The following is a 21445-nucleotide window of genomic DNA, read 5'->3' as shown; positions in this document are numbered from 1 at the left end:
CCACGATGGCCTCTCCGTCAAGCTCCCCCACGTTTTTCGCCGCCGTCGGCGTCTTCTTCGCAGCCGTCGCCGTCCTGCGCTTGGCCGTGCCCGGCTACGTCGACCTCGGGCAGGGCGCGATCGCCCTCGCGCTCGCGGTCGGCAGCGCGCTGTTCGTGTGGGCGCGCCGCGGCGGGCCGGCGTGGGCGGAGTCGGCGGGCAAAGTCGCATACGCCCTCGGTGTCGCCATCGGCCTCGGCACCATCGTCGCCGACATGGTGTAAGCCGGGTCACCCGCCCTCTCCTCTCTGAACGCATGTCTCTCGATCGACCCCTTCGCGCCGGCATGGTCGGCGGCGGCCCCGGCGCCTTTATCGGCGACGTCCACCGCCGCGCGATGCGCATGGACGGGCTCGCGACCCTCGTCGCGGGCGTCTTCTCCTCCGACCCCGACAGAAGCCGCGCGCACGCCAAAACGCTCGGTGTCGAGCGGGCGTACGGCTCGTTCGAGGAGATGGCCGAGGCCGAGGCCGCGCGCCCCGACGGCATCGACGTGGTGTCGATCGTGACGCCGAACTGGCTCCACGCGCCGGCCGCCCTCGCGTTCGTCGAGCGCGGGATCTCGGTCGTCTGCGACAAGCCGATGACGACGACGCTGGCGGACGCCGAGGCGCTCGTGCAGGCGGTCCACGCCAACGACGTCACGTTCGCGCTGACGCACAACTACACCGGCTACCCGATGGTCAAGGAGGCGCGGGCGATGGTGGCCGACGGCGCGATCGGCGAGGTCCGCAAGGTGGTCGCCGAGTACAGCCAGGGCTGGCTCTCGGAGCCCATCGAGCAGGACGGCATGAAGCAGGCCGTCTGGCGGACCGACCCCGAGAAGGCCGGCGCCGGCGCGCTCGGCGACATCGGCAGCCACGCCGAGAACCTCGCGACGTACGTGACCGGCCTGCACCTCGACCGGATGTGCGCCGACGTCCGCACATTCGTCCCCGGCCGCGCCATCGACGACGACGCAAACGTGCTGCTCCGGTTCGAGGGCGGCGCGGGCGGCGTGCTTCACTGCTCGCAGGTCGCGGCCGGCATCGAGAACGACCTGCGCCTGCGCGTGAGCGGCACGGAGGGCACGCTGACGTGGCACCAGGAGGATCCCAACGAGCTCCACCACCACCCCCTCGCGGGGACGTCCCGCGTCATCCGCCGGGGCCATGACCACCTGTCGCCCGCCGCCCAGCACGCCAGCCGCCTGCCGCCGGGCCACCCGGAGGCGTTCAACGAGGCGTTCGCGAACGTCTACTCGAACGCGCTCCGCACGATTGCCGCCCGGCTCGCGGGCGAGACGCCCGACCCGCTCGACCTCGACTTCCCGACTGTCGAGGACGGCGCGCGCGGCGTCCACTTTATCCTGACGGCGCTCGAGAGCGGGCGCCAGGAGGCGTGGGTCGACGCCCGCTACACGCCGCCGACGGGGAGGGATGGGGGATGAGGGATGCGGGATGGGCAAACGCGCTCGTCCCGCCGTGTCCTGATCTGTCCATCCCTCCGACCCGACTCCCTCCATGCCTCGTCCCTCGACGGTTGTCTTCGACCTCGGCGCGGTCCTCATCGACTGGGACCCGCGCTACGCGTACCGCGCAATGGGCGGAACGGAGGCCGAGATCGAGCACTTTCTCGACCACGTCGCCACGTCCGAGTGGAACCGCCAGTTCGACGCCGGGCGCCCCTTTGCCGACGGCATCGCCGAGCGCAAGCGGCGCTTCCCCGAGCACGCCGAGTGGCTCGACGCGTGGTGGAGCCGCTGGCCCGACATGCTGGGCGGACCCATCGACGGCACCGTCGAGATCCTTCGCGAGCTCAAGGCGGCCGGCGTGCCGCTGCTGGCGCTGACCAACTGGTCCGCCGAGACCTTCCCCATCGCCCGCCAGCGGTTCGAGTTTTTAAGCTGGTTCGACGGGATCGTCGTCTCGGGCGAGGTCGGCCTGGCCAAGCCCGACGTCCTCATCTTCGAGCACTTGATGGACCGCTTCGAGCTCGATCCCGGCGATGCTGTGTTCGTCGACGACTCGGTCCCGAACGTCGAGGCGGCCGACGCGCTCGGCTTCCACGCTATCCACTTTACCGACCCTGCCGCCTTGCGCCGCGACCTCGCCGCCCACGGCCTCCTCTAATGCGCCCGCCCGCCGCCGCTGAGTAGCAAGGCCCCCCGGGGCCCCGCCCCGACGCGCGCCAGTGGTCGCCGTGGGACCAGGCGGAGAGCCCATCACCCATCACCCGTTCACCCATCACCCCCATGCGTCCCGTCACCCTCTTTACCGGCCAGTGGGCCGACATGCCCATCGCCGAGCTCGCGCCCAAGGCGGCGTCGTGGGGCTACGACGGCCTCGAGCTCGCGACGTGGGGCGACCACCTCGACATCTCGCGTGTGCTCGACGAGGACGGCTACGCGGAGTCGCACCGGCAGCTGCTGGCGGACCACGGACTGAGCGTGTACGCCATCTCGTGCCACCTCGTCGGGCAGGCCGTGGCCGACAAGATGATCGACGGGCGCCACAAGGCGATTGTGCCGGCCCACGTCTGGGGCGACGGCGAGCCCGAGGGCGTCCGCCAGCGGGCCGCCCAGGAGGTCGTCAAGACGGCCGAGGCCGCCGCCGCGCTCGGGCTCGACGTGATCACCGGCTTTACCGGCTCGCCGATCTGGCACCTCTTCTACTCGTGGCCGCCGAACCTGCCCGAGGACATCGAGGCCGGCTTCCAGGAGACCGCCGACCGCTGGATCCCCATTCTCGACCGGATGCAGCAGCTCGGCGTCCGGTTCGCGCTCGAGGTCCACCCGTCCGAGATCGCCTTCGACGGGCCGAGCTGGGCCCGCGCGCTCGACGCGATGGGCGGCCACCCGATGTTCGGGATCAACTTCGACCCCAGCCACTTCGGTTACCAGAACGCCGACTACGTCCGCTTTATCCGCGACCACGGCGACCGCATCTTCCACGTCCACATGAAGGACGTTTGGTGGTCCGACGTGCGGACCGAGGCCGGCACGCTCGGTGGCCACACCGAGTTCGGCGACGCGCGCCGGAGCTGGGACTTCCGCAGCCTGGGCCGGGGCAAGATCCGCTTCGAGGAGATCATCCGGGCCCTCAACGACGTCGGCTACACCGGCCCGCTGTCGGTCGAGTGGGAGGACATGAAGATGGACCGCGAGCACGGCGCCGCCGAGGCCGCCGCGTTCGTCAAGCGCATCGACTTCCCACCGTCGGACATCGTCTTCGACCAGCAGTTCTCGAAGGCGAGCGAAGGGTAGCTAGCGGCGCCGACCTCCGGTTCGCTTCGCTCGCGGACGGGGAAGGGGCAGAGCCTCTCCGTGTGGCACGGGCGCAGACATCTTGCTCGTCCCCTCTGTGAGACGCCGCACGGCAAGGAACAGGGGAGACCCGGGGTCCTGCGCGACTGTCCGCCGTAGACTCCGTTCACACGTCCTCCACCCCGTCATGTCCGATCCCGTCTCCCGCCGTCGTTTCCTCGTCTCTGCTGGCGCCGTCTTGGGCGTCAGCCCCCTGCTCGCCGCCTGCGGCGGCGACTCGGCCGTCACGGCCGCCTCGTGCGCCGGCTACGGCGACCTCGACGGGCAGGCGCTCCAGAACCGGGCCGCGCTCAACTACGTCGACAACTCGGCGACGCCGGGCCAACTGTGCAGCAACTGCCGGCTCTACAACGCGCCCGAGGGCGCGTCGCCGTGCGGTGGGTGCCAGCTCTTCGCCGGGCCCGTCGCCCCGGACGGCTGGTGCTCCACGTGGCAGGCGGCGGCCTAGCGCGTTCCAGCGGCCGGTCTAGCGGCCGGTCAGTCGAGCGGGACGAGCGCGAGCCCGTTGTGCGAGAGCATCGGGACGACGAGCCGGTCCGCACCCGCGTCGTAGCACATCGAGGCAGCGCCGGGGATGCCCCGCGCGATGAGCTCGGCCGGCTGACCCGGCCGCAAGCGCGAGACGCCGCCCTGCGTGACGCTCGACACGTACGTCGTCCCGTCCGGCATGATGACGAGCCCATCGCTCCCCGCTTGCGCCGCGTGCCGGGTTTCGAGCAGCTCGCCCGAGGTCGAGAACGTCAAAACGGCGTCGTCGCCGTAGTTGGCGACGACGAGGCGGCCCCCATCGAGCGCGATCCCGTTCGGCAGGTCGAGGGGCGCGCCCTCGACGACGACCGAGACGGCCCCGTCCGGGGCGATCCTGTAAACGCGGAACGACGCCGGGTCGGGGTCCGGCCCGAGGTCGCCGGTCTGCGTGGCGTAAACGGTCCCGTCGGGCGCGACGGCGACGTCGTTGATCCAGGGCGACTCTTCGATCCGGGTCTCACCGAGGGGCGCGCCCGAGCGGGCGTCGAACCGGCGGACGACGGCGGTGCTCGGGTCGTCCGGGGACGTGCCGCCGTCGCGGTCGGCGACATAGAGGACGCCGCCCGCGATCTCGCTCCCCAGCGGGTCGTTGAGGACCAGCGGCGGCGCGAGGCCGGCGCGCTGGTCCGGCCGCTGGACGCCGATCCACCGGGCCGTGTGGACCGACCCGTCGGAGCGGACGAGCGAGACCCAGGCGTCATTCGCCAGGACGGCCTGCGAGACGCCCCGGTTGACGACGACGACGAGGCCGCGATCGGCGTCGTAGGCGCAGCTCTCGGCGTTGACGATCGCGCCGTAGACCGTGACGTTGGACGAGACCGGGTCGAAGGCGCCGTCGGCGCCCGCCACGCCGAGCGAGTCGCCGACGGCGTAGGACGCGGGCTCTTGCGCGAGCGCCGGGCCGGCGGAGAGGAGGAGGGCAAGCGCGAGGAGACGAGGCATGAGGGCAGGTTCGGAGGAGCGGAACGACGTCGCCGGCGAGGCCGGAGGCGGACGCAGAATCTGAGTCTAGTGCTCGAGTTCGTGGCCGTCCCGGATGCTGCTGAACGTCAGGGCCAGGAGCGTCCACGCCCCGCCCTCATTCTGATAGACCTCCGTCACCGTAAAGGGGTTCGTGACCTCCATGCCCCGCACGTCCGCCAGCAGGGTGATCCGGTTCCACACGACGGCCGCGTCGCCGAACGTCTCGACGACGGCGTCGTGGACGTCGGCCCGTTTGTAGTGGATGCTCCCGCTCCGGATGATCTCGAGCTCGCGCGCGGTCCCCCAGGTCCCGCTCATGTGGACGAACCGGGCGTCGGGGTGGAACAGGGTGCGGAGGGCCCCCACGTCCTTGTCGGCCATCCACTGCCACTTCTGGCGCGACAGGTCGAGAAGGTCCTGCTCGACCTCTTGCTCGGCCGCGGCGCGTGGCGGGGGCGGCGCAAGCTCGCGCTGCGGGGCGCACGACCACAGCAGGGCCGCCAGCAAGAGAACGAAGCCGGTTGAGGTCAGGGGCGTCATGGGTCGGTGGGGTGGGGACGGCCGACATGGTACCAGGCTCTCGCCGCCGGGGCTCGCGTAAGGGTGGCTGAGTGGACGGCGCCGAGCCGCTCGCCAGCCTGCAGGGGCCGTGTGTGGAACCGCTTACATCACGCGTGTACCTTCACAGACCCTCCACGCGCTCCCCCATGCCCGACTTCGCTCTCACGACGCTCGACATCTCGGCCGTCGTCCTCTACGCCATCGTGATCTTTGGGATCGGGCTCTGGTTTTCGCGCAAGACGGAGGACGGCGAGGACTACTTCCTGGCGGGCCGGAGCCTGAGCTGGGGGCTCATCGGGATCAGCCTGCTGGCGTCGAACCTGTCGTCGTCGTCGATGATCGGGATGGCGGGCGAGGCGTACGGCGGGATCGGGCTGGCCGTCTTCAACTACGAGTGGATGGCGGCGATGGTGCTCGTCGTCTTCGTGCTGTTCTTCCTGCCGTTCTACATCAAGACGGGCATCTACACGATGCCGGAGTTTCTGGAGAAGCGGTTCGACGGTCGGAGCCGGGTCTACTTCTCGGCGATGAGCATCTTCTTGTCGGTCGTCGTCGACACCGCCGCGGCCCTCTTTGCGGGCGCGCTCGTCATCGAACTGGTCTACCCCGACTTCCCGATGTGGATGACGATGGCGATCCTGGCGCTCATCGCCGGGGCGTACACGATCGCGGGCGGGCTCAAGGCGGTCGTCTACACCGACGCCATCCAGGGCACGCTCCTCCTCATCGGCGCCGGCGCCGTGTCCGTCATGGCCTGGAACGCGATTGGCGGCTGGGACGCCGTGACGGCTGTGACGCCGGCCGAGAGCCTGTCGCTCGTCCAGTCGTTCGACCTCGACCCGGACCTCCCGTGGTACCAGGAAAACGGGATGACCTGGCTGAGCCTGATGACGGGCGTCTTCCTGCTGGGCTTCTATTTCTGGACCACGAATCAGTTCATGGTCCAGCGCGTGCTGGGCGCCAAAAACCTCGACCACGGGCGCTGGGGCGCGCTCTTCGGCGGCCTGCTCAAGCTGCCGATCCTGTTCCTGATGGTGATGCCTGGGACGTTCGCGCGCGTCCTCTACCCCAACCTCGAGCGCGCCGACCAGGTCTTCCCGACGCTCTTGTTCGATCTGCTGCCGGGCGGCTTCCGCGCGCTCGTGCTCACGGCCATGCTCGCCGCCATCATGTCGTCCGTCGACTCGACGCTCAACGCGGCCTCGACGCTCGTGACGATGGACTTTATCAAGCGCAAGAAGCCCGACACGTCGCCCCGGGCGCTCGTCCGCTGGGGCCGGATCGTGACGTTCCTGTGCATGGTGTTCGCCATCGCCTGGAGCCCGATCATCGTCGGGTTCGACACGCTGTGGAGCTACCTCCAGACGACGCTGGCGTACGTGGCCCCGCCGGCGCTCGCGCTGTTCATCGTGGGTGTGTTCTGGAAGCGCGCGAACGGGACGGGCGCCATCGCCGGGATGGCCGCCGGCCACCTCACGGCGGTCCTGTTCCTGATCGGCGGCCCGATCTGGACGGCCCAGACGGGCGCGCCGCTCGCCCAGATCTTCAACGTCAACTTCCTGTACCTCGCGCCGCTCCTGCTTTCGGTGAGCATGATCGTGATGGTGATCGTGAGCCTGCAGGGCGCGGCGCCGGCGGCCGACAAGACCGACGACACGACGTGGACGCTGGCCTTCTTCCGCGCCGAGAGCGCCGAACTGGCGTCCGTCGCGTGGTGGAAGAACTACCGCATCCAGTCGGCCATCCTGGTGACGCTGACGGCGATCCTGGTGGGCTTCTTCTGGTAGCGAGACAGATGGGGGCGTGAGCCACGAGGCACGGGAACCGATCCGCGCCGCTTGCCTCTTGGCCCTTTTCTCCGGCCCCCGTGACGTACCTCCAGTTCCACCTCGTCTTTACGCTGCCCCTGCTGGCGGCGCTGGCGCTGGTCCAGCGGCGGACGCGCGAGCCGTGGTGGCCGCTCTTGGCCCTCGTCGGCATCGCGTTCGTGTATACGACGCCCTGGGATAACTACCTCGTTGCGCGCGCGGTCTGGACGTACCCGCCGGACCGCGTCCTCGCGACGATCGGCTACGTGCCGGTCGAGGAGTACGCCTTCTTCGTTATCCAGACCGTCATCACGGGGCTCTGGGTGCGGCTTCTTCAGGCGCGCTGGCCGGTCCGCGAGCAGCCTGGGCCGGACCTGGGCGTCCGGGCAGTGGGCGCGAGCGCGTTCGGGCTGGCGGCGATCCTCGGCGCGGCGTGCGTCGTGGCGGGCGGGCACTGGCTCTACCTCGGCCTCATCGTGGCCTGGGCCGCACCGGTCCTGGCGGGGATGTGGTGGCTGGGCGGACACCTCATCTGGGCGCGGCGGCGCCTCGTCGCCCTCGCCGTCGTCCCCATCACGCTCTACCTGTGGGTCGCCGACCGGATCGCCATCGGGCTCGGGATCTGGGACATCACCGACGCCACGCGGACGGGCTGGGAGCTCGCGGGCCTGCCCGTCGAGGAGGCCCTGTTCTTCCTGCTCACCAACCTGCTCGTGGCGCAGGGGCTCGTGATGCTCGAAAGGGTGAGGAGTGATGAGTAAAGAGTGATGAGCCTTCCAATCACAACCGTCGCCGTTTCCGCCTGTCGAGCCGGCCTCCGGCCGATCGAAGGGCATTTCCCTCTCGATCGGCCGCCGTCACCCATCACCCATCACCGTTTACCCATCACCCCGTGACCGCCCTCGACCTTCTGCGCGCTTCGCTCGCGGCCGACGGCTTTCTCGCCTCGCCGACCGAGCGGACCAACTACCGCCGCGTGTGGGCGCGCGACGGCGTCATCTGCGGCTTGGCCGGCCTGGCGTCTGGCGACGCCGCGCTGGCGGACGGCCTGCGGCGGACGGTCGAAACGCTGTTCGCGCACGCCGGGCCCCAGGGGCAGGTCCCGTCGAACGTCGCCGCCGACGGGGCCGTCAGCTACGGCGGGCTGGCGGGGCGCGTCGACGCCGGGCCGTGGGCCGTGCTGGGCGCGGCGGCCGTCGCCCGGTCGCAGGTCGACCCCGCGTTCGTAGCCCGGCTGGCGGGGCCGGCGAGCGACGCGCTCGCGCTCCTCGACGCCTGGGAGTTCAACGCGCGCGGGCTCGTCTACGTCCCGCAGTCCGGCGACTGGGCCGACGAGTACGACCTCCACGGGTACCTCCTTTACGACCAGGTGCTGCGGCTCCTCGCGTTGCGCGCCGTCGTCCCGTTCGCGCCGTCGCCCGACCGCCTCGCGGCCCGCGCCGACCGCCTCGCGACCCTGATCGAGGCGACGTACTGGCCCGAGCCCGGCGGCGACGCCGAGGCCGCGTACCACCCCGCCGCGTACCGGGCGGCCGCCGAGACCGAGGCGCCGTTCCCGTACGCCGCGCTCACGCCCGGCGGCTACGCGCGCCGCTTCGACGCGCTCGGCTCCGCGCTCGCCGTCCTGGCGGACCTGTGGCCCGACCGCCGCGACACCTTGCTGACGCACGGGCTGAGGCTGGCGGCGGCGACCGCTCCGTCGCTCGTCCCCGCCTTCGCCCCGACCGTCCGCCCCGGCGACCCGGCGTGGGCGACGCTGCGCGGGAACGTGAGAGACACGTTCTCGAACGCGCCCGGTCACTACCACAACGGCGGGTGCTGGCCGATGGTCAACGGCTGGTGGGTGGCCGCGCTCGCCCACGCCGGGCGGCCCGTCGACGCGGCCGACCTGCTGGCGCGCGTCCGCGCCGCGAACGCCGACACGTTCCCCGAGTACCTCGACGCCGAGCACGGCGAGCGGCTGGGCACGACGCCGCTCGCGTGGAGTGCGGCCGGCGACGTGATCGGCGCGGCCGCCCTGCGCGGCCCGCTCCCGTGGCTGACGGACGCGGCGGTCCCCGAGGCCGCCGCGCCCGCGTCGCCGCTCGCGCCGTCCGTCGTCGTCGCCGGCGAGGTCCTCGTCGACTTTATCACGACCGAGCCCGTCTACGACCTGGGCGCGGCGGCGACGTTCGAGCGGCACGCGGGCGGGAGCCCGGCGAACCTGGCCACCAACTTGGCTCGCCTGGGCGTCCCGGTCGCCCTCGTCGCCTCGGTCGGCGACGACAGCCTGGGCCGGTTCCTCGAACGCGAGGTGTTGTCGGTCGGCGTCGACGCCCGCTTCGCGACGCGCCCAGACCGCCCCACGAGCGTCGTGACCGTCGCCCGGTCCGCCGGCACGCCCGACTTCGCGGTCTACCGCATGGCCGACCGCGACCTCCGCCCGGACCAGCTCCCGGACCGCCTGCTCCGCCACGCCCGTCTCTTCCACACCTCCGGCTTCGCGCTCAGCCGCGAGCCCTCGCGCGGGACGCTCCTGGCCGCCGCCGCGCGCGCCGCCGAGCTCGGGCTGGCGCTGTCCATCGACGTCAACTTCGCGCCCAAGACGCCGGCCCGCCGCGCCGAGCAGCAGGCGGCCGCGCAGCAGTTCCTGGCCCTCGGCCCGCTCGTCAAGTGCAGCCGCGACGACCTCGCCCGGCTCTGGGGCGCGGCCCCCGCCAGCGACGCCGCCGCCGCCGACCGCCTGCGTGGGCTCGGCGCCTCCCTCGTCTGCCTGACGCGCGGCGCCGACGGCGCGCTCGTCGTCTGGGAGGGCGGGGCCGTCGAGGTGGCCGCCGCGCCCGTCGACGCCGTCGACGCGACGGGTGCGGGCGACGCGTTCTGGTCGGGCTTCCTGGCCGCGTGGCTGGCGGGGGCGCCTCCGCCGGACTGCGCGCGCGCCGGAGGTCGGATGGCCGCCCTCAAGCTGGCGCGCGTCGGCCCCCTCCCTGAGCGCGTCGACGCCGCGGCCGTGCTGGGCTGACCGGCCGCCGAGGTTTCGCGAGAGCGTCGTCCGCCGTCCGTGGTCTGCGGTCCCCGCCGGCGCGACCTTCCGGGATGGAGACCCCCGCCCTCGACCCCGAAGCGCTCAGCGTCTTCGACATGCTCAAGATCGGCGTCGGCCCGTCGTCGTCGCACACGCTGGGTCCGTGGCGGGCCGTCCAGCGGTGGCTGGCGGAGCTGGCCGCCGCCGACGTGCTGGCGGAGGTCGAGGGCGTCCGCGTCCACCTCTACGGCTCGCTCGCGCTCACCGGGCGCGGCCACTGCACCGACCAGGCCATCGCGCTTGCGCTCTTGGGGCACGACCCCGTCACGGTCGACGTGGACCGGATCGCCGCCTACGTCGCCGAGCTGGCCGAGCGGCGGGCGGTCACGCTCGCGGGCCGCCCGGTGCCGTTCGACCCGGCGACGGACATCGTGCTTCACCGCGACGAGCGGCTGCCCGGCCACGCGAACGGGATGGCGTGCGAGGCGACGGTCGGCGGCACGGTCCGGCGGTCCGTGTACTACTCCGTCGGTGGCGGCTTCGTGGTCGCCGAGGGCGAGGCGCGGGCGCAAGCGGCGGGCATCCGCCTCCCGCACCCCGCCCAGGTCCCCGCCGAGATGCTCGCGCACTGCGCCGACGGCGCCTGCCGGCTGGCGGACGTGGTCCGCGACAACGAGCGGTCGTGGCGCACCGACGCCGAGATCGACGCCGAGCTGGGCGCCATCTGGGCCGTCATGCGCGACGGTGTCTGGCGCGGCTGCCACACCGACGGCATCCTGCCCGGCGGGCTGGGCGTCGAGCGCCGCGCGGCCCCCATCAACCGGGCCCTCTTGGGCGACGCCGACCCGGGCGATGGCGCCGACGCCTGGGTTGCCGCCATCCGCGCCCAGACCTACCGCTTCCCCCAGATCTTGCGATGGGTCAGCGCCTTCGCGCTCGCGGTCAACGAGGAGAACGCCAACCTCGGCCGCGTCGTGACGGCGCCCACGAACGGCGCGGCGGGTGTCATCCCGGCCGTCCTGTTCTACCACGTCTGCTTTTCGGAGGAGCCCGTGACGGAGGCAGCCATCTTGGACTTCCTGCTCGTCGCGGGCGAGGTCGGGACCTTCTTCAAGAAGGGGGCCACCATCTCGGCCGCGATGGGCGGGTGCCAGGCCGAGGTCGGCGTGTCGAGCGCGATGGCCGCCGCCGCGCTGTGCGAGGCCCAGGGCGGCACGCCCGCCCAGGCGTTCCAGGCCGCCGAGATCGCCATGGAGCACCACCTCGGCATGACGTGCGACCCCATCGGCGGGCTCGTCCAGATCCCCTGCATCGAGCGCAACACGATGGGCGCCGTCAAGGCCATCAACGCCGCCGAGCTGGCGCTCGCCGGGGCGCCCGAGCGCGCCCGTGTCTCGCTCGACGCCGTCATCCGGACGCTGCGCCAGACGGCCGAGGACATGTCGGACCGCTACAAGGAGACGTCGCAGGGTGGGCTGGCGACGAACGTCTCGGTCCGCTTTACCGAGTGCTGAGAGGCGAGGTCAAGTGGAAAGGGCATGAGGCAAAGGCCAGGGCGGACTCTCCGCCGGACCGCTGGCGCGCGGAGGGTGCGGACTGGCAAGGCCAGTCCCCCCTGGACAACGCGCCGCACGCCTGCCCCCGCGAAGGTGGGGGACGCAGCCGGGAGGGGCAGTGGCCCGAGCCGACCTCCCCGCCGGCCAGCCGGCGCCGGCCTACCCGTAGCACCGGGCACCGCGGCGTGGGCCGAGTGGACACCCACCCCCCAGCGAGACCCCCCGACGGCGGCGTGCCCTCTCCCGCTGGGAGAGGCCCGAAGGGGGCACGTTGGCGCGCCTTAATTCGGTTTGCCCTATCCTCTGTGTTCATGTTCGCGCGCACACCAATGCCCCGTTTCGTCCTCGCCTTCGGAATGCTCCTTCTCGCGCCCGCGGCCTTCGCGCAATCGCAAGCGCTGGCCGTGGCGCCCGCCTCTGCGCTCGCACCCTCGCCTCCGGCGCTCGATGAATCGTCCGCGCTCATCGCGATCACTCAGAACTCGTCGATCGACGTCACAGATGGCACGGTCCGGTGCGCGTCGAGCACGGACGACGGGGGGACGCCCCAGGGCTCGACGGTCAACAGCTTCTACCGCGTGTTCGACCTGACCCAGTACTCGGTCCCCGACAACGCCGTGCTGAACAGCATCGACTACGGCGTCCGGATCACGATCTTCGACGAGGGGACCCGCCCCGCCACCGGCGACCTCATCGTGTCGACGCTGCCGGCCGGGACCGACGTGTCGAACGGGTTCGCGACGAGTGCGCTGACGCCGCTCGCCTCGGAGGAGGTCACGTTCGCCGCGGATAGCCTCGCGCTCGTGACGACCCCGTTCAGCGCCCCGCTGATGCTCACGGGCAGCGAGCTGCTCGTCGTCGAGTTGGCCTTCGACGCGGGCACCTTCGACCCCAACGAGAACACGCCCCGCCAGTACGACGCCACGCCAGGTGCCAACGAGGCGCCGGCCGATGGGGTCACGTACCTCAGCACGCCCGACTGTGGAGGGATCCCGCCGACACCGTTCCAGCAGATCGGGAGCGGGTTCGACGGTGAGTGGGTTGTGGTGCTCAGCGTGGGCCCGCCGACGACCTCGTCTGTGGTGATCGACGGCGCGCGCGGCGTGCGCTACCTCGGCCCCCCAGCCGAGGGCATCACCGTCGACGACCTCGCGGCCCAGAACTTGGTCCGCGGCGTGCCGGGCTACTACTCCGGCAACCCCAACCCGACCCTGTGGACGAGCTACGACCCGGTCGCCGGGGTGTGGGTCCCGTCGGCCGGCACCGGCGAGGTGCTGGCGCTCGCGAAGGTGTTCCGGTGGTACCTCCTCGACCGCGACGGGGTCGGCGACCCCGCCGTGTCGGTCAGCCGGGCCCTCCCGTTCACGCTCGCGACCGGCCTCCCGGCCAACGACCGCCAGGTGCGCCTCGCGCTCGACACCTCGGGCAACCGGTTCAACCACCTCGCGAATCCGTTCGCCGAGCCGCTCGACGTGTCCGGCATCCGGTCGTGGCAGGGCGGCCTGGGGCTCTCGCCAAACTCGGAGGTCTACACCTACGACCCCGCGACGGGCGCGTGGGGCGTGGCCACCGAGGTGGCCCCGTGGCAGGCGTTCCGGTTCCGGGCCAAGGGCCCCCGCCGGAATGGCAACCCGCGCAACCTGACGATCCCGGCCTCGGTGCAGGCCCCGCCCGCGCGGACGGCCGAGCGCCCCGTGCTCCGGTTCGCGCTCGCGGCGACGTCGGAGACCGGCCGGCCGCTCGCCGACCGGATGCTCACCGTCGCCTTCGACGGGGCGACGGCGGGGTTCGATATGGACGAGGACGTCGAAAAATTCCAGCCGCCGACGACGGCGTACGCGCTCATCGGCGCTCGCGCGGGTGGCGAGATCCTGGGGCACGACGCCCGGCCGTTCGGGCCGGCCGAGATCCCGCTGGCGATCGAGGCGCGCGGGGCGCAGGCGGCGATGACGCTGTCGTGGGACGCGAGCGCGCTCCCGGCCGGGCTGCCCGTCGTGCTCGTCGACCTCGCGACCGGCGAGGAGGTCGACGTCCGGGCGCGGTCGAGCTACGCGTTCCGCGCGGAGACCCGACCGGCACTGGCGGAGGTCCCGCTCGACGACCTCGCCGACCCGGCCGCGGCGGCCGACCGGTTCGTGCTCCGGATCGGGGCGGCGCTCGCGACGACCGGGGACGTGACCGCCGTTGTGCTCGAGGCCCCCGTGCCGAACCCGTCGGCGGGCGGCGCGCGTCTCGAGTTCGGGATCCCCGAGGCCGGCGCCGTCCGGCTGAGCGTGTTCGACGCGCGGGGCCGCAAGGTCGCCGTGCTCGTCGACGGGTCGCTGGCGGCGGGCCGGCACGAGGCGCGCCTTCCGGCATCGCTCGCGGCGGGCGTGTACGTCGTGCGGTTCGAGGCCGGCGGCGCGGTCGTGACCCGGCGCGCGGCCGTCGTGCGCTGAGCGTCACCGGCCGCGAGCCAGCAGCCGGTCGATCTCGGCGTCGACGTCGTCGAGCGGGTCCGGGAACGCGACGCTCGGGATCTGCCCGCGGGCGGCCTCGAGGTGGGGACGGGCGGCCTCCAGGTGGCCGGCCTCCGCGAGCGACCGCCCGAGCGCGAGCCGCGCCTGGACCGTGTTGCGGCTCGCGTCGCCCTTCGCCTCCCGGGCGATCGCCAGGGCCTCCCGCTGGAGCGGCACCGCCCGCCCCGGCGCGCCGACCGCGCGCCGCGCGTCGCCCACCATCGAGAGGACCCCGAACCGGCTCATAGGCGGGACGTCGTCGAGCGCCCGCATCTCGCGGAGCACGTCTTCCAGCACCCCTGCCGCCGCGCGGTCACCCTCGGCGAACCGGAGGGCCGCGTCCATCATCCGCGAGTACAAGGCGCCGAGCAGGTCGTCGGGCGCGGCCGCCGCGGCCACGCGCGCCTGGAGGGCCCGGGCCTCCGCGAACCGCCGCTGCTCGCCGACCACGACGACCAGGCTGTTCACCACGCCGAGCGCCTCGGGCGACGACGGCCCCACCGCCCGCTCGAACGTCGCGAGCGCGGCGCGGAGCTCGCGCTCGGCCTCGGGGAGGCGGTGCTGGAAGAACAGGGCCTGGCCGATGGCCTGGCGGAGGAGCGCCTCGCGGGCCTCGCCGAGCCCGCCGCGCCGGGCGGCGTCGAGGGCGATGCGGGCGTGGCGCTCGGCGTCGGCGTAGCGGCCGAGCGCGGCCGACGTGTACGACAGGTTCGAGCGCAGCGTGTTGGTCGCCGGGTGGAGCTCGCCCCAGTTGCGCCGGACGATGGCCTCGGCCGCCCGGTACTCCGCGTGCGCCCCGCGGAACGCCGCTTGGTTGAAGAGGTGGACGCCGAGCTCGTTGTGCGCGAGCGCGAGGGCGATCGACGTGTCCGGCAGCGCCGCCTGGCGGCGGGCAAGGATCTCGCGGAGCGCCGCCTCCCGCTCGTCGGGGTCCTCGAGCATGCCCGCGAGGTGGACGACCGCCCCGGACTCGGGCTCGGCGAGGTCGGGGTGTGCGCGCTCCATCGCGACGGCCTCGCGGAGCCACCGCAGGGCGCGCTCCGGCGCGTCGGTCCTGGCGATCAGGCCCCGCCCGAACACCGCCTCGTGGACGACGGGGTCGCCCTCCCGCCCGAGCGGGCGGCGGAGCGCGAGGGCCCGGGCGTAGAGCGAGTCGGCCCGGGCCATCTCGCCCCGCTCGAAGAGGACCGTCCCGAGCGTCGCGAGCTGGCGGCCGAGCACGGCCGGGTTGTCGGCGTAGGCCGCCTCGGCCTCCTCCACGATCCGGTCGATCAGCTCGGAGACGGAGGGCGGCTCGGCCGTCGCCGCCGTGTCCAGTTCGGCGCGGAACGAGGGCTCCAGGATGCGCAGGATCTGGCTCTGCGTCTCGGCGACGGCCTCGGCGTCGGCTGCCGCCGCCCGCGCCAGGTCGCGCTCGGCCGTGATCCGCGTCGCCGCGACGCCCGCCGCCGCCAGCACGAGCGCGACGGCCAGCGCGCCCGCCGCGACGGCCGCCCGGTGCCGCCCCACGAACCGCCGCGCCCGGTACCCCAGCGTCGCCGGGAGCGCGCGGACGGGCAGGCCCTGACACCAGCGGTCCAGGTCGTCGGCGAGCGCCGCCGCCGACGCGTAGCGGTCGGCGGGGTCGGCCGCCAGCGCACGCCGAGCGACGGCCCCGAGGTCGCCGCCCAGCCCGGCCGTCGCGCCCGGGCCGACGGGCCGCTCGCCCGTCAGCGTCTCGACGAGGAGCGCGCCCAGCCCGTAGACGTCCGACGCCGTCGTCGCCGCGTCGCCGCGGAGCTGCTCGGGCGCGGCGTACGCACGCGTCAGGAGGCGCTGGCGCTCGGGCCCGGCGCCCAGCATCTGCGCGATCCCAAAGTCGAGCAGCACCACGCGGCCATCCGCCGTCACCAGCACGTTCGACGGCTTGAGGTCGCGGTGGACGACGAGCCGCTGGTGCGCGTGCTGGACGGCGTGGCACACCTGGATCATCAGCCCGACGCGCTCGTGGACCCCCAGCCCGCGTGCGTGCGCCGGCAGGGGCTGCCCCTCGACGGGCTCCATCGCCAGCCACGGCCGCCCGTCGTCGTCGGCGCCCGCCGCGTACAGCCGCGCGATGTTGGGGTGGACGAGGTCGGCCAGGATCTGGCGCTCGGTCGCGAAGCGGGCCGCCGCAACCGGCGCGAGGTCGGCGCGGACGCGCTTGAGCGCGACCGTCCGCTCGAACAGCCCGTCGGCCCGCTCGGCGAGGTACACGTCGCCCATCCCGCCGCGCCCCAGCAGCGCCACGATCCGGTACGGCCCGACGCGCGTGCCGGGCTCAGCGTGGGGCGGCGCCTCGGCCGGGTCGATGCCGAGCCCGTCGAGCAGGCCGCCCAGCGCCAGCGTCGGGGCCGCCAGGAAGCCGCTCGCGGGGTCGGCGTCGGCGCGGGCGTCGGCCGTGAGCAGCCGCTCGACGGCCGCGCGGAGGTCGAGGTCGGGCGCGCCGTCGGCCGTCCGGCAGGCCGTGTCGAGCGCGGCCGCGCGCGCGGCCGGGGGCAGGTCCACGACACGCTCGAACACGCGCTTGACGTCGGGCCAGCGGGTCGGGTCGGCGGGGGCAGGCATCGGGAGTCCGTGCGCCGGACGGCGGCGCGGGGGGTCAGTCGTCGTGCAGGGCGGCGTAGAGCCAGGCCCGGGCCGTCCGCCACTCGCGCTTGACGGTCGACGGCGAGAGGTCGAGGGCCTCGGCGGTCTCCTCGACCGTGAGCCCCCCGAACGTCCGGCACTCGACGACGGCGGCCTGCCGGGCGTCGAGCGCTGCCAGCCGCGTCAGCGCCGCGTCGAGGTCCAAGAGGTCGACGCCCGGCGCGCCCGGCGCGGCGATCTCGCCGACGTCGCTCAGCGCGAGGGGCCGCTCGCCGCCGCCGCGCTTGAGGCGGTCGCGGCGCCGCGCGTGGTCCACGAGGACCTGGCGCATGGCGCGCGCGGCCGCCCCGAAAAAGTGGCTCCGCCCGTTGAACGACGGGTCTGCCCCGAGCACCTTCTCGTACGCCTCGTGGACGAGCGCCGTCGTGACGAGCGTGTGGCCGGCCCGCTCGCGCCGCAGCGTCGCCCGGGCGATCACGCGGAGCTCGTCGTAGACCGCCCGGACCAGGCGCTCGCGCGCGTCGTCGTCGTCGCCCTTCTGGAGGGCGTCGAGGGCCTCGGTGATCGCGAGCGAAGACATGGGGATGGGGCCGGCGTGTCGCACAGACTACCGGCCGACAGGTGCCCATGCAAGGCGGCGTGACCCCCGCCGCCCCCGCCCGGCGCACGGACGGAGACACCCCCGCCGCTCCGATGCGCCCGCTCCTCGCCCTCGCCCTGCTGGCGGCCCTCGCCGCCCCCGCCGCGGCCCAGCTCGCGGGCACCTACACCGTCGGCGGCGCCTCGCCCGACTACGCGACCATCTCCGACGCCGTCGCCGACCTCACCACGTCGGGCGTCGCGGGCCCGACGACGTTTCAGATCCAGCCGGGCACGTACGCCGAGCAGGTGACGATCCCCGCCATCGCGGGCGCGACGGCGACGAACGACGTGACGTTCGTGGCTCAGCAGCCGGGCTCCGTCGAGATCCGGCCCGCCACCACGCCCGCGACCAACTGGGTGATCCGTCTCGACGGCGCCGCGCACGTCACCCTGTACGGCCTCACGCTCGGCGTCGCCGCGCCGGGCAACCGGGGGCGGCTGCTGGTGCTCGCGAGCGGCGCCCACGACCTGACCATCGAGCAGTGCCTCTTCGATGGCGACGGCGCCGACGCCGACGACGCCCGCAGCTCGCTGCTCTACCGCGACGGGACCGAGGCCTTCGACGACGTCGCCATCATCGACAACACGTTCCGCAGGGGCTGGCGCGGCGTCGACTTCCCGCCGGGGCAGGGCGACGTCGTCTCGGCGGGCGTCGTCGTCCGCGGCAACTGGTTCGACAGCGTCCGCGAGACGGCCCTCTCGCTCCGCGGCGTCGGCGACCCGATCATCGAGGACAACCTGTTCACCGACGACATCGACATCGGCGCGACCTTCGCGGGGATCGTCGTCTCGGCCCCCCGCGTGCCGGGCGCGGGCGTCGGCCGAATCGTCGGCAACGAGTTGCAGCTGGACGGGTACAACGCCCTATTCGTGGACCCGCTGGGGATCTCGCTGCTGCGGGCGTCGGGGCTCCCCGGGGAGCCGTTCCTGGTCGCCAACAACCTGGTCGGCCGGGTGGGGGGGAGTGGGATCGAGATGGCCGGGGTCGAGGGCGACCACGTCGCAGTCCTCCACAACACGGTGCGTGCCCAGCACGAGGCACTGGCCATCGAGGGGGGCGTCGACGGCGTGACGGTCTTCGGCAACCTGCTGTACTCCACGTCCACGAACGTGGAGGCGCTCCGCGTAGAGGCCGGGGCCGGGGTCACGGCCGATTACAACGTGTACGCCCCCGACGAGGGCAGGTCTGTGGGCGTCCGGTGGGACGGGGTCGACTACGCGACGGTGGCCGAGTACCAGGCGGCGACGAGGCAGGACGCGGCCGCGACCCAGGTCCCCGCCCCATTCGAGGAGATCTACGTCGACCTCCGGCTCGCGCCCGCGTCGCACGGGGACGTCCGCCTGGCGGGCACCCCGCACGCCGAGGTCACGGACGACGTCGACGGGACGCCGCGGAGCCCGCTCTACCCGTACCGCGGGGCCCACGAGGCGGCGGCGTTCCCGGTCGCCGAGTTCGCCGTCGCGCCCGCCGCCCTCGGCGTGACGCTGGCGCCGGGGGAGGCGGCCGAGCTCTCCCTCGCGGTCGCACACACAGACGGCCCGGACCCGTTCGACATCGCCGTGGCGACCGCCCTCACCGACCCCGACGGGCTCGCGGGCGGCCCCGACGGCGGCGGCTATACGTTCGCCGACTCCGACGAGCCGGACGGCCCGACGTATGGCTGGACCCCGCTCAGCGCCGACGCGACGGTCGTGTTCCTCGGCCCGATGGACGACGGGTCCGCCGAGGTCGCCCTCCCGTTCGACTTCCCGTTCTACGGCCAGACGTACAGCTCGATGTGGGTCTCGGTCAACGGGTTCGTCGCCTTCGCCCCCATCGAGGGGCCGGCGTATGGCAACACCGCGCTCCCGGACTCGGCGGCCCCGACCCTCATCGTCGCCGCCCTGTGGGACGACCTCAAGAACAACACCTCCGACTCGTCGATTCTCTTCGAGGTGCTCGATGATGGCCGGGCGGTCGTCCAGTGGACGGATCTCCAGTGGTGGCCGGGCGCGCCGGGGGAGTCGCTGACGTTCCAGGTCCTCCTCTCGCCGGACGGCACCATCGAGGTCCAGTACTTCTTCCTCTTCGGCGACGCCCTCGACGAGGTGACGGTCGGGATCGCGCGGGACGCGGACGTCGGGCTCCAGGTCGCGTTCGAGGAGCCCTACCTCCGGTCGCGCATGGCGACCCGGTACACGCCACCCGAGACGTGGGTGACGCCGCGCCCGGCCGCCGCGACCGTCGAGCCGGGCACGACGGAGACGGTTGCCCTTACGGTCTACGCCTCGGTGAGCGCGCCGGCCGGCGCGAGGGTCCACGACGTCGAGATCACGACGACGGCCCCGTGGCTCGCGCGCATCGTCGTCCCGCTGACGGTGACGGTCGAGGAGGGCACGCCGCCCGAGCCGACGACGAGCATCGTCATCGACGGCGGCCGCGGCGTCCGCTACCTCGGCCCGCCCGCCGACGGCGTCACCGTCGACGACCTCGCCGCCCAGAACCTCGTCCGCGGCGTGCCCGGCTACTACGAGACCTACCCCGTGCCCACGCTGTGGACCGAGTACGACACCGAGGCCGGCACGTGGCTCCCCACGCACGGCGCGGGCCACGTCCTCCCCCTCGCGCAGGCGTTCCGCTGGGAGATGCTCGATCGCGTCCTGGGCGACCCCGCGATCAGCGCCAGCGTCGAGCTCCCGTTCACGCTGTCGACCGACCTCCCGGCCAACACGCGCCAGGTCCGGGTCACGCTCGTCACGGCCGGCAACCGGTTCAACCACCTCGCGAACCCGTTCGGCGTCCCGCTCGACCTCGCCGACATCCGCGACTGGCAGGGCGGCCTCGGGATCGGCCCGAACAGCCCGGTCTGGACCTGGGACGACGCCACGTTCGCGTGGGAGGACGACGAGACGGTGATCGGGCCGTGGGAGGCGTTCCGGTTCAAGGCCAAGGGCCCCCGCGCCAACGGCAACGACCGGACGCTGACCATCGTCCCGCCCGGCGCGCTCGCCCGGACCGCCCCTCCCGCTCGCGAGGTCTCCGATCCCGCTCGCGGGGCGCCCCGGCTCGCGTTCTCGCTCACTGGGCAGGCTGCCGACGGCCGGCCCCTCCGCGACGGGGCACTGACGGTCGCATTCGTGCCCGGCGCCCGCCCCGCCTTCGACGCCGACGAGGACGCCGAGAAGCTCCAGCCCCCAGCGACGGCCTACGTCGCCGTCGGAGCCCGGACGCCCGGCGCGTTCGCGGGCTTCGACGTCCGGCCCTTCGCGCCCGCCGAGATCCCGCTGGCGGTCGAGGCCGTCGGCGCCGCCGCCGACCTGACGCTGTCGTGGGACGCGAGCACGCTGCCCGCCGGGCTCCCCGTCACGCTGGTCGACCTCGCCAGCGGGGAGGAGATCGACGTGCGGACGGTCTCGGCGCACGCCTTCCGCCAGCCGTCCCGCCCGGCGCTCGTCGCGATCCCCGCGCGCGACCTCTCGGACGGCACCCTGGCGACGGACCGGTTCGTGCTCCGCATCGGCGCGGCGCTGGCGCAGGCCGACGCGGTCGAAGCGCTGACGCTGGCGCCCCCGGCGCCGAACCCGTCACGAGGCGGGGCGGCGGTCCGGGTCGGGCTCCCCGAGGCGGGCCCGGCGCGGCTGGCGGTGGTCGACATGCGGGGCCGCGAGGTCGCCGTGCTGCTCGACGGGCCGCTCGGCGCGGGCTGGCACGAGGCCCGGTTGCCGGAGGGGTTGGCGGCGGGCGTGTACGCGCTGCGGCTGGCGGCTGGCGGCGGCGTCGTCACCCGGCGCGCCGTGGTCGTGCGCTGAGCGTCGCCAGCAGGGGAGGGGAGGCACCCGCCGTCCCCCTGCTGGCGGGTCCCCTCCCTACGACGTCCCCTCTCCCGCTGGGAGAGGGACAGGGTGAGGGGCCACGGCTGGCGCGAGCCCGCCCTCCGTCGCAAGCCGGGCTGGCG

15 protein-coding genes are annotated in these 21445 nt (G+C 73.6%); 11 read left to right on the top strand and 4 right to left on the bottom strand.

All coding sequences use genetic code 11. The features are described 5' to 3' along the window. Positions 1 to 5 precede the first annotated feature (5 nt). From ACLIRP_RS14840 to ACLIRP_RS14820, 5 genes are all read left to right on the top strand, one after another. A complete protein-coding gene (locus ACLIRP_RS14840; protein ID WP_412061242.1) occupies positions 6 to 263 on the top strand; it encodes a hypothetical protein in 258 nt (85 codons plus the stop codon). A gap of 32 nt (positions 264 to 295) precedes the next feature. Beyond that, complete coding sequence (locus ACLIRP_RS14835; RefSeq protein WP_412061241.1) at positions 296 to 1468, top strand: Gfo/Idh/MocA family protein; 1173 nt, start codon at positions 296 to 298, stop codon at positions 1466 to 1468. Positions 1469 to 1541: 73 nt separating this feature from the next. Beyond that, positions 1542 to 2150, top strand: coding sequence for an HAD family hydrolase (locus tag ACLIRP_RS14830; protein WP_412061240.1), 609 nt, complete (start codon positions 1542 to 1544; stop codon positions 2148 to 2150). 122 nt (positions 2151 to 2272) lie between these two features. Next, positions 2273 to 3283, top strand: a complete 1011-nt coding sequence (locus tag ACLIRP_RS14825) for a sugar phosphate isomerase/epimerase family protein (protein ID WP_412061239.1) — start codon at positions 2273 to 2275, stop codon at positions 3281 to 3283. Between the two features lie 187 nt (positions 3284 to 3470). Beyond that, a complete protein-coding gene (locus ACLIRP_RS14820) occupies positions 3471 to 3791 on the top strand; it encodes a high-potential iron-sulfur protein (RefSeq protein WP_412061238.1) in 321 nt (106 codons plus the stop codon). Positions 3792 to 3820: 29 nt separating this feature from the next. Here the strand turns inward: ACLIRP_RS14820 and ACLIRP_RS14815 are convergent, their stop codons facing one another. Both ACLIRP_RS14815 and ACLIRP_RS14810 read right to left on the bottom strand, forming a co-directional pair. Then, on the bottom strand, positions 3821 to 4813 hold the full coding sequence (locus ACLIRP_RS14815) for an SMP-30/gluconolactonase/LRE family protein (protein ID WP_412061237.1): 993 nt from the start codon (positions 4811 to 4813) through the stop codon (positions 3821 to 3823). 66 nt (positions 4814 to 4879) lie between these two features. Next, on the bottom strand, positions 4880 to 5374 hold the full coding sequence (locus tag ACLIRP_RS14810) for a nuclear transport factor 2 family protein (RefSeq protein WP_412061236.1): 495 nt from the start codon (positions 5372 to 5374) through the stop codon (positions 4880 to 4882). A gap of 167 nt (positions 5375 to 5541) precedes the next feature. Between ACLIRP_RS14810 and ACLIRP_RS14805 the strand changes: the two genes are divergently transcribed. The 5 genes from ACLIRP_RS14805 (at position 5542) to ACLIRP_RS14785 (ending at position 14201) form a co-directional block, all read left to right on the top strand. Then, positions 5542 to 7182, top strand: coding sequence for a sodium:solute symporter (locus ACLIRP_RS14805; RefSeq protein WP_412061235.1), 1641 nt, complete (start codon positions 5542 to 5544; stop codon positions 7180 to 7182). A gap of 80 nt (positions 7183 to 7262) precedes the next feature. Further along, positions 7263 to 7964, top strand: coding sequence for a lycopene cyclase domain-containing protein (locus ACLIRP_RS14800; RefSeq protein ID WP_412061234.1), 702 nt, complete (start codon positions 7263 to 7265; stop codon positions 7962 to 7964). 131 nt (positions 7965 to 8095) lie between these two features. Continuing rightward, complete coding sequence (locus ACLIRP_RS14795) at positions 8096 to 10204, top strand: PfkB family carbohydrate kinase (RefSeq protein WP_412061233.1); 2109 nt, start codon at positions 8096 to 8098, stop codon at positions 10202 to 10204. Positions 10205 to 10278: 74 nt separating this feature from the next. Continuing rightward, the gene (locus tag ACLIRP_RS14790) at positions 10279 to 11721 is read left to right on the top strand and encodes an L-serine ammonia-lyase (protein WP_412061232.1); all 1443 of its coding nucleotides are present in this window, start codon (positions 10279 to 10281) and stop codon (positions 11719 to 11721) included. Between the two features lie 371 nt (positions 11722 to 12092). After that, on the top strand, positions 12093 to 14201 hold the full coding sequence (locus ACLIRP_RS14785) for a T9SS type A sorting domain-containing protein (RefSeq protein ID WP_412061231.1): 2109 nt from the start codon (positions 12093 to 12095) through the stop codon (positions 14199 to 14201). A 3-nt stretch (positions 14202 to 14204) separates the two neighbouring features. Here the strand turns inward: ACLIRP_RS14785 and ACLIRP_RS14780 are convergent, their stop codons facing one another. Next, a complete protein-coding gene (locus tag ACLIRP_RS14780) occupies positions 14205 to 16847 on the bottom strand; it encodes a protein kinase domain-containing protein (protein WP_412061230.1) in 2643 nt (880 codons plus the stop codon). Positions 16848 to 16881: 34 nt separating this feature from the next. Continuing rightward, positions 16882 to 17448 carry a sigma-70 family RNA polymerase sigma factor gene (locus ACLIRP_RS14775; RefSeq protein ID WP_412061229.1) on the bottom strand — a complete coding sequence of 189 codons (567 nt, stop codon included), beginning with the start codon at positions 17446 to 17448 and terminating at the stop codon, positions 16882 to 16884. Positions 17449 to 17561: 113 nt separating this feature from the next. On the opposite strand from ACLIRP_RS14775, the gene ACLIRP_RS14770 reads away from it, so the two are divergent. Beyond that, the gene (locus ACLIRP_RS14770) at positions 17562 to 21299 is read left to right on the top strand and encodes a T9SS type A sorting domain-containing protein (RefSeq protein ID WP_412061228.1); all 3738 of its coding nucleotides are present in this window, start codon (positions 17562 to 17564) and stop codon (positions 21297 to 21299) included. Positions 21300 to 21445: the final 146 nt, after the last annotated feature.

Origin of the sequence: Rubrivirga halophila (genome assembly GCF_046845755.1) — a bacterium.
Taxonomy (GTDB): Bacteria; Bacteroidota; Rhodothermia; order Rhodothermales; family Rubricoccaceae; genus Rubrivirga.
This window is presented reverse-complemented; position numbering and strand designations above follow the sequence as displayed.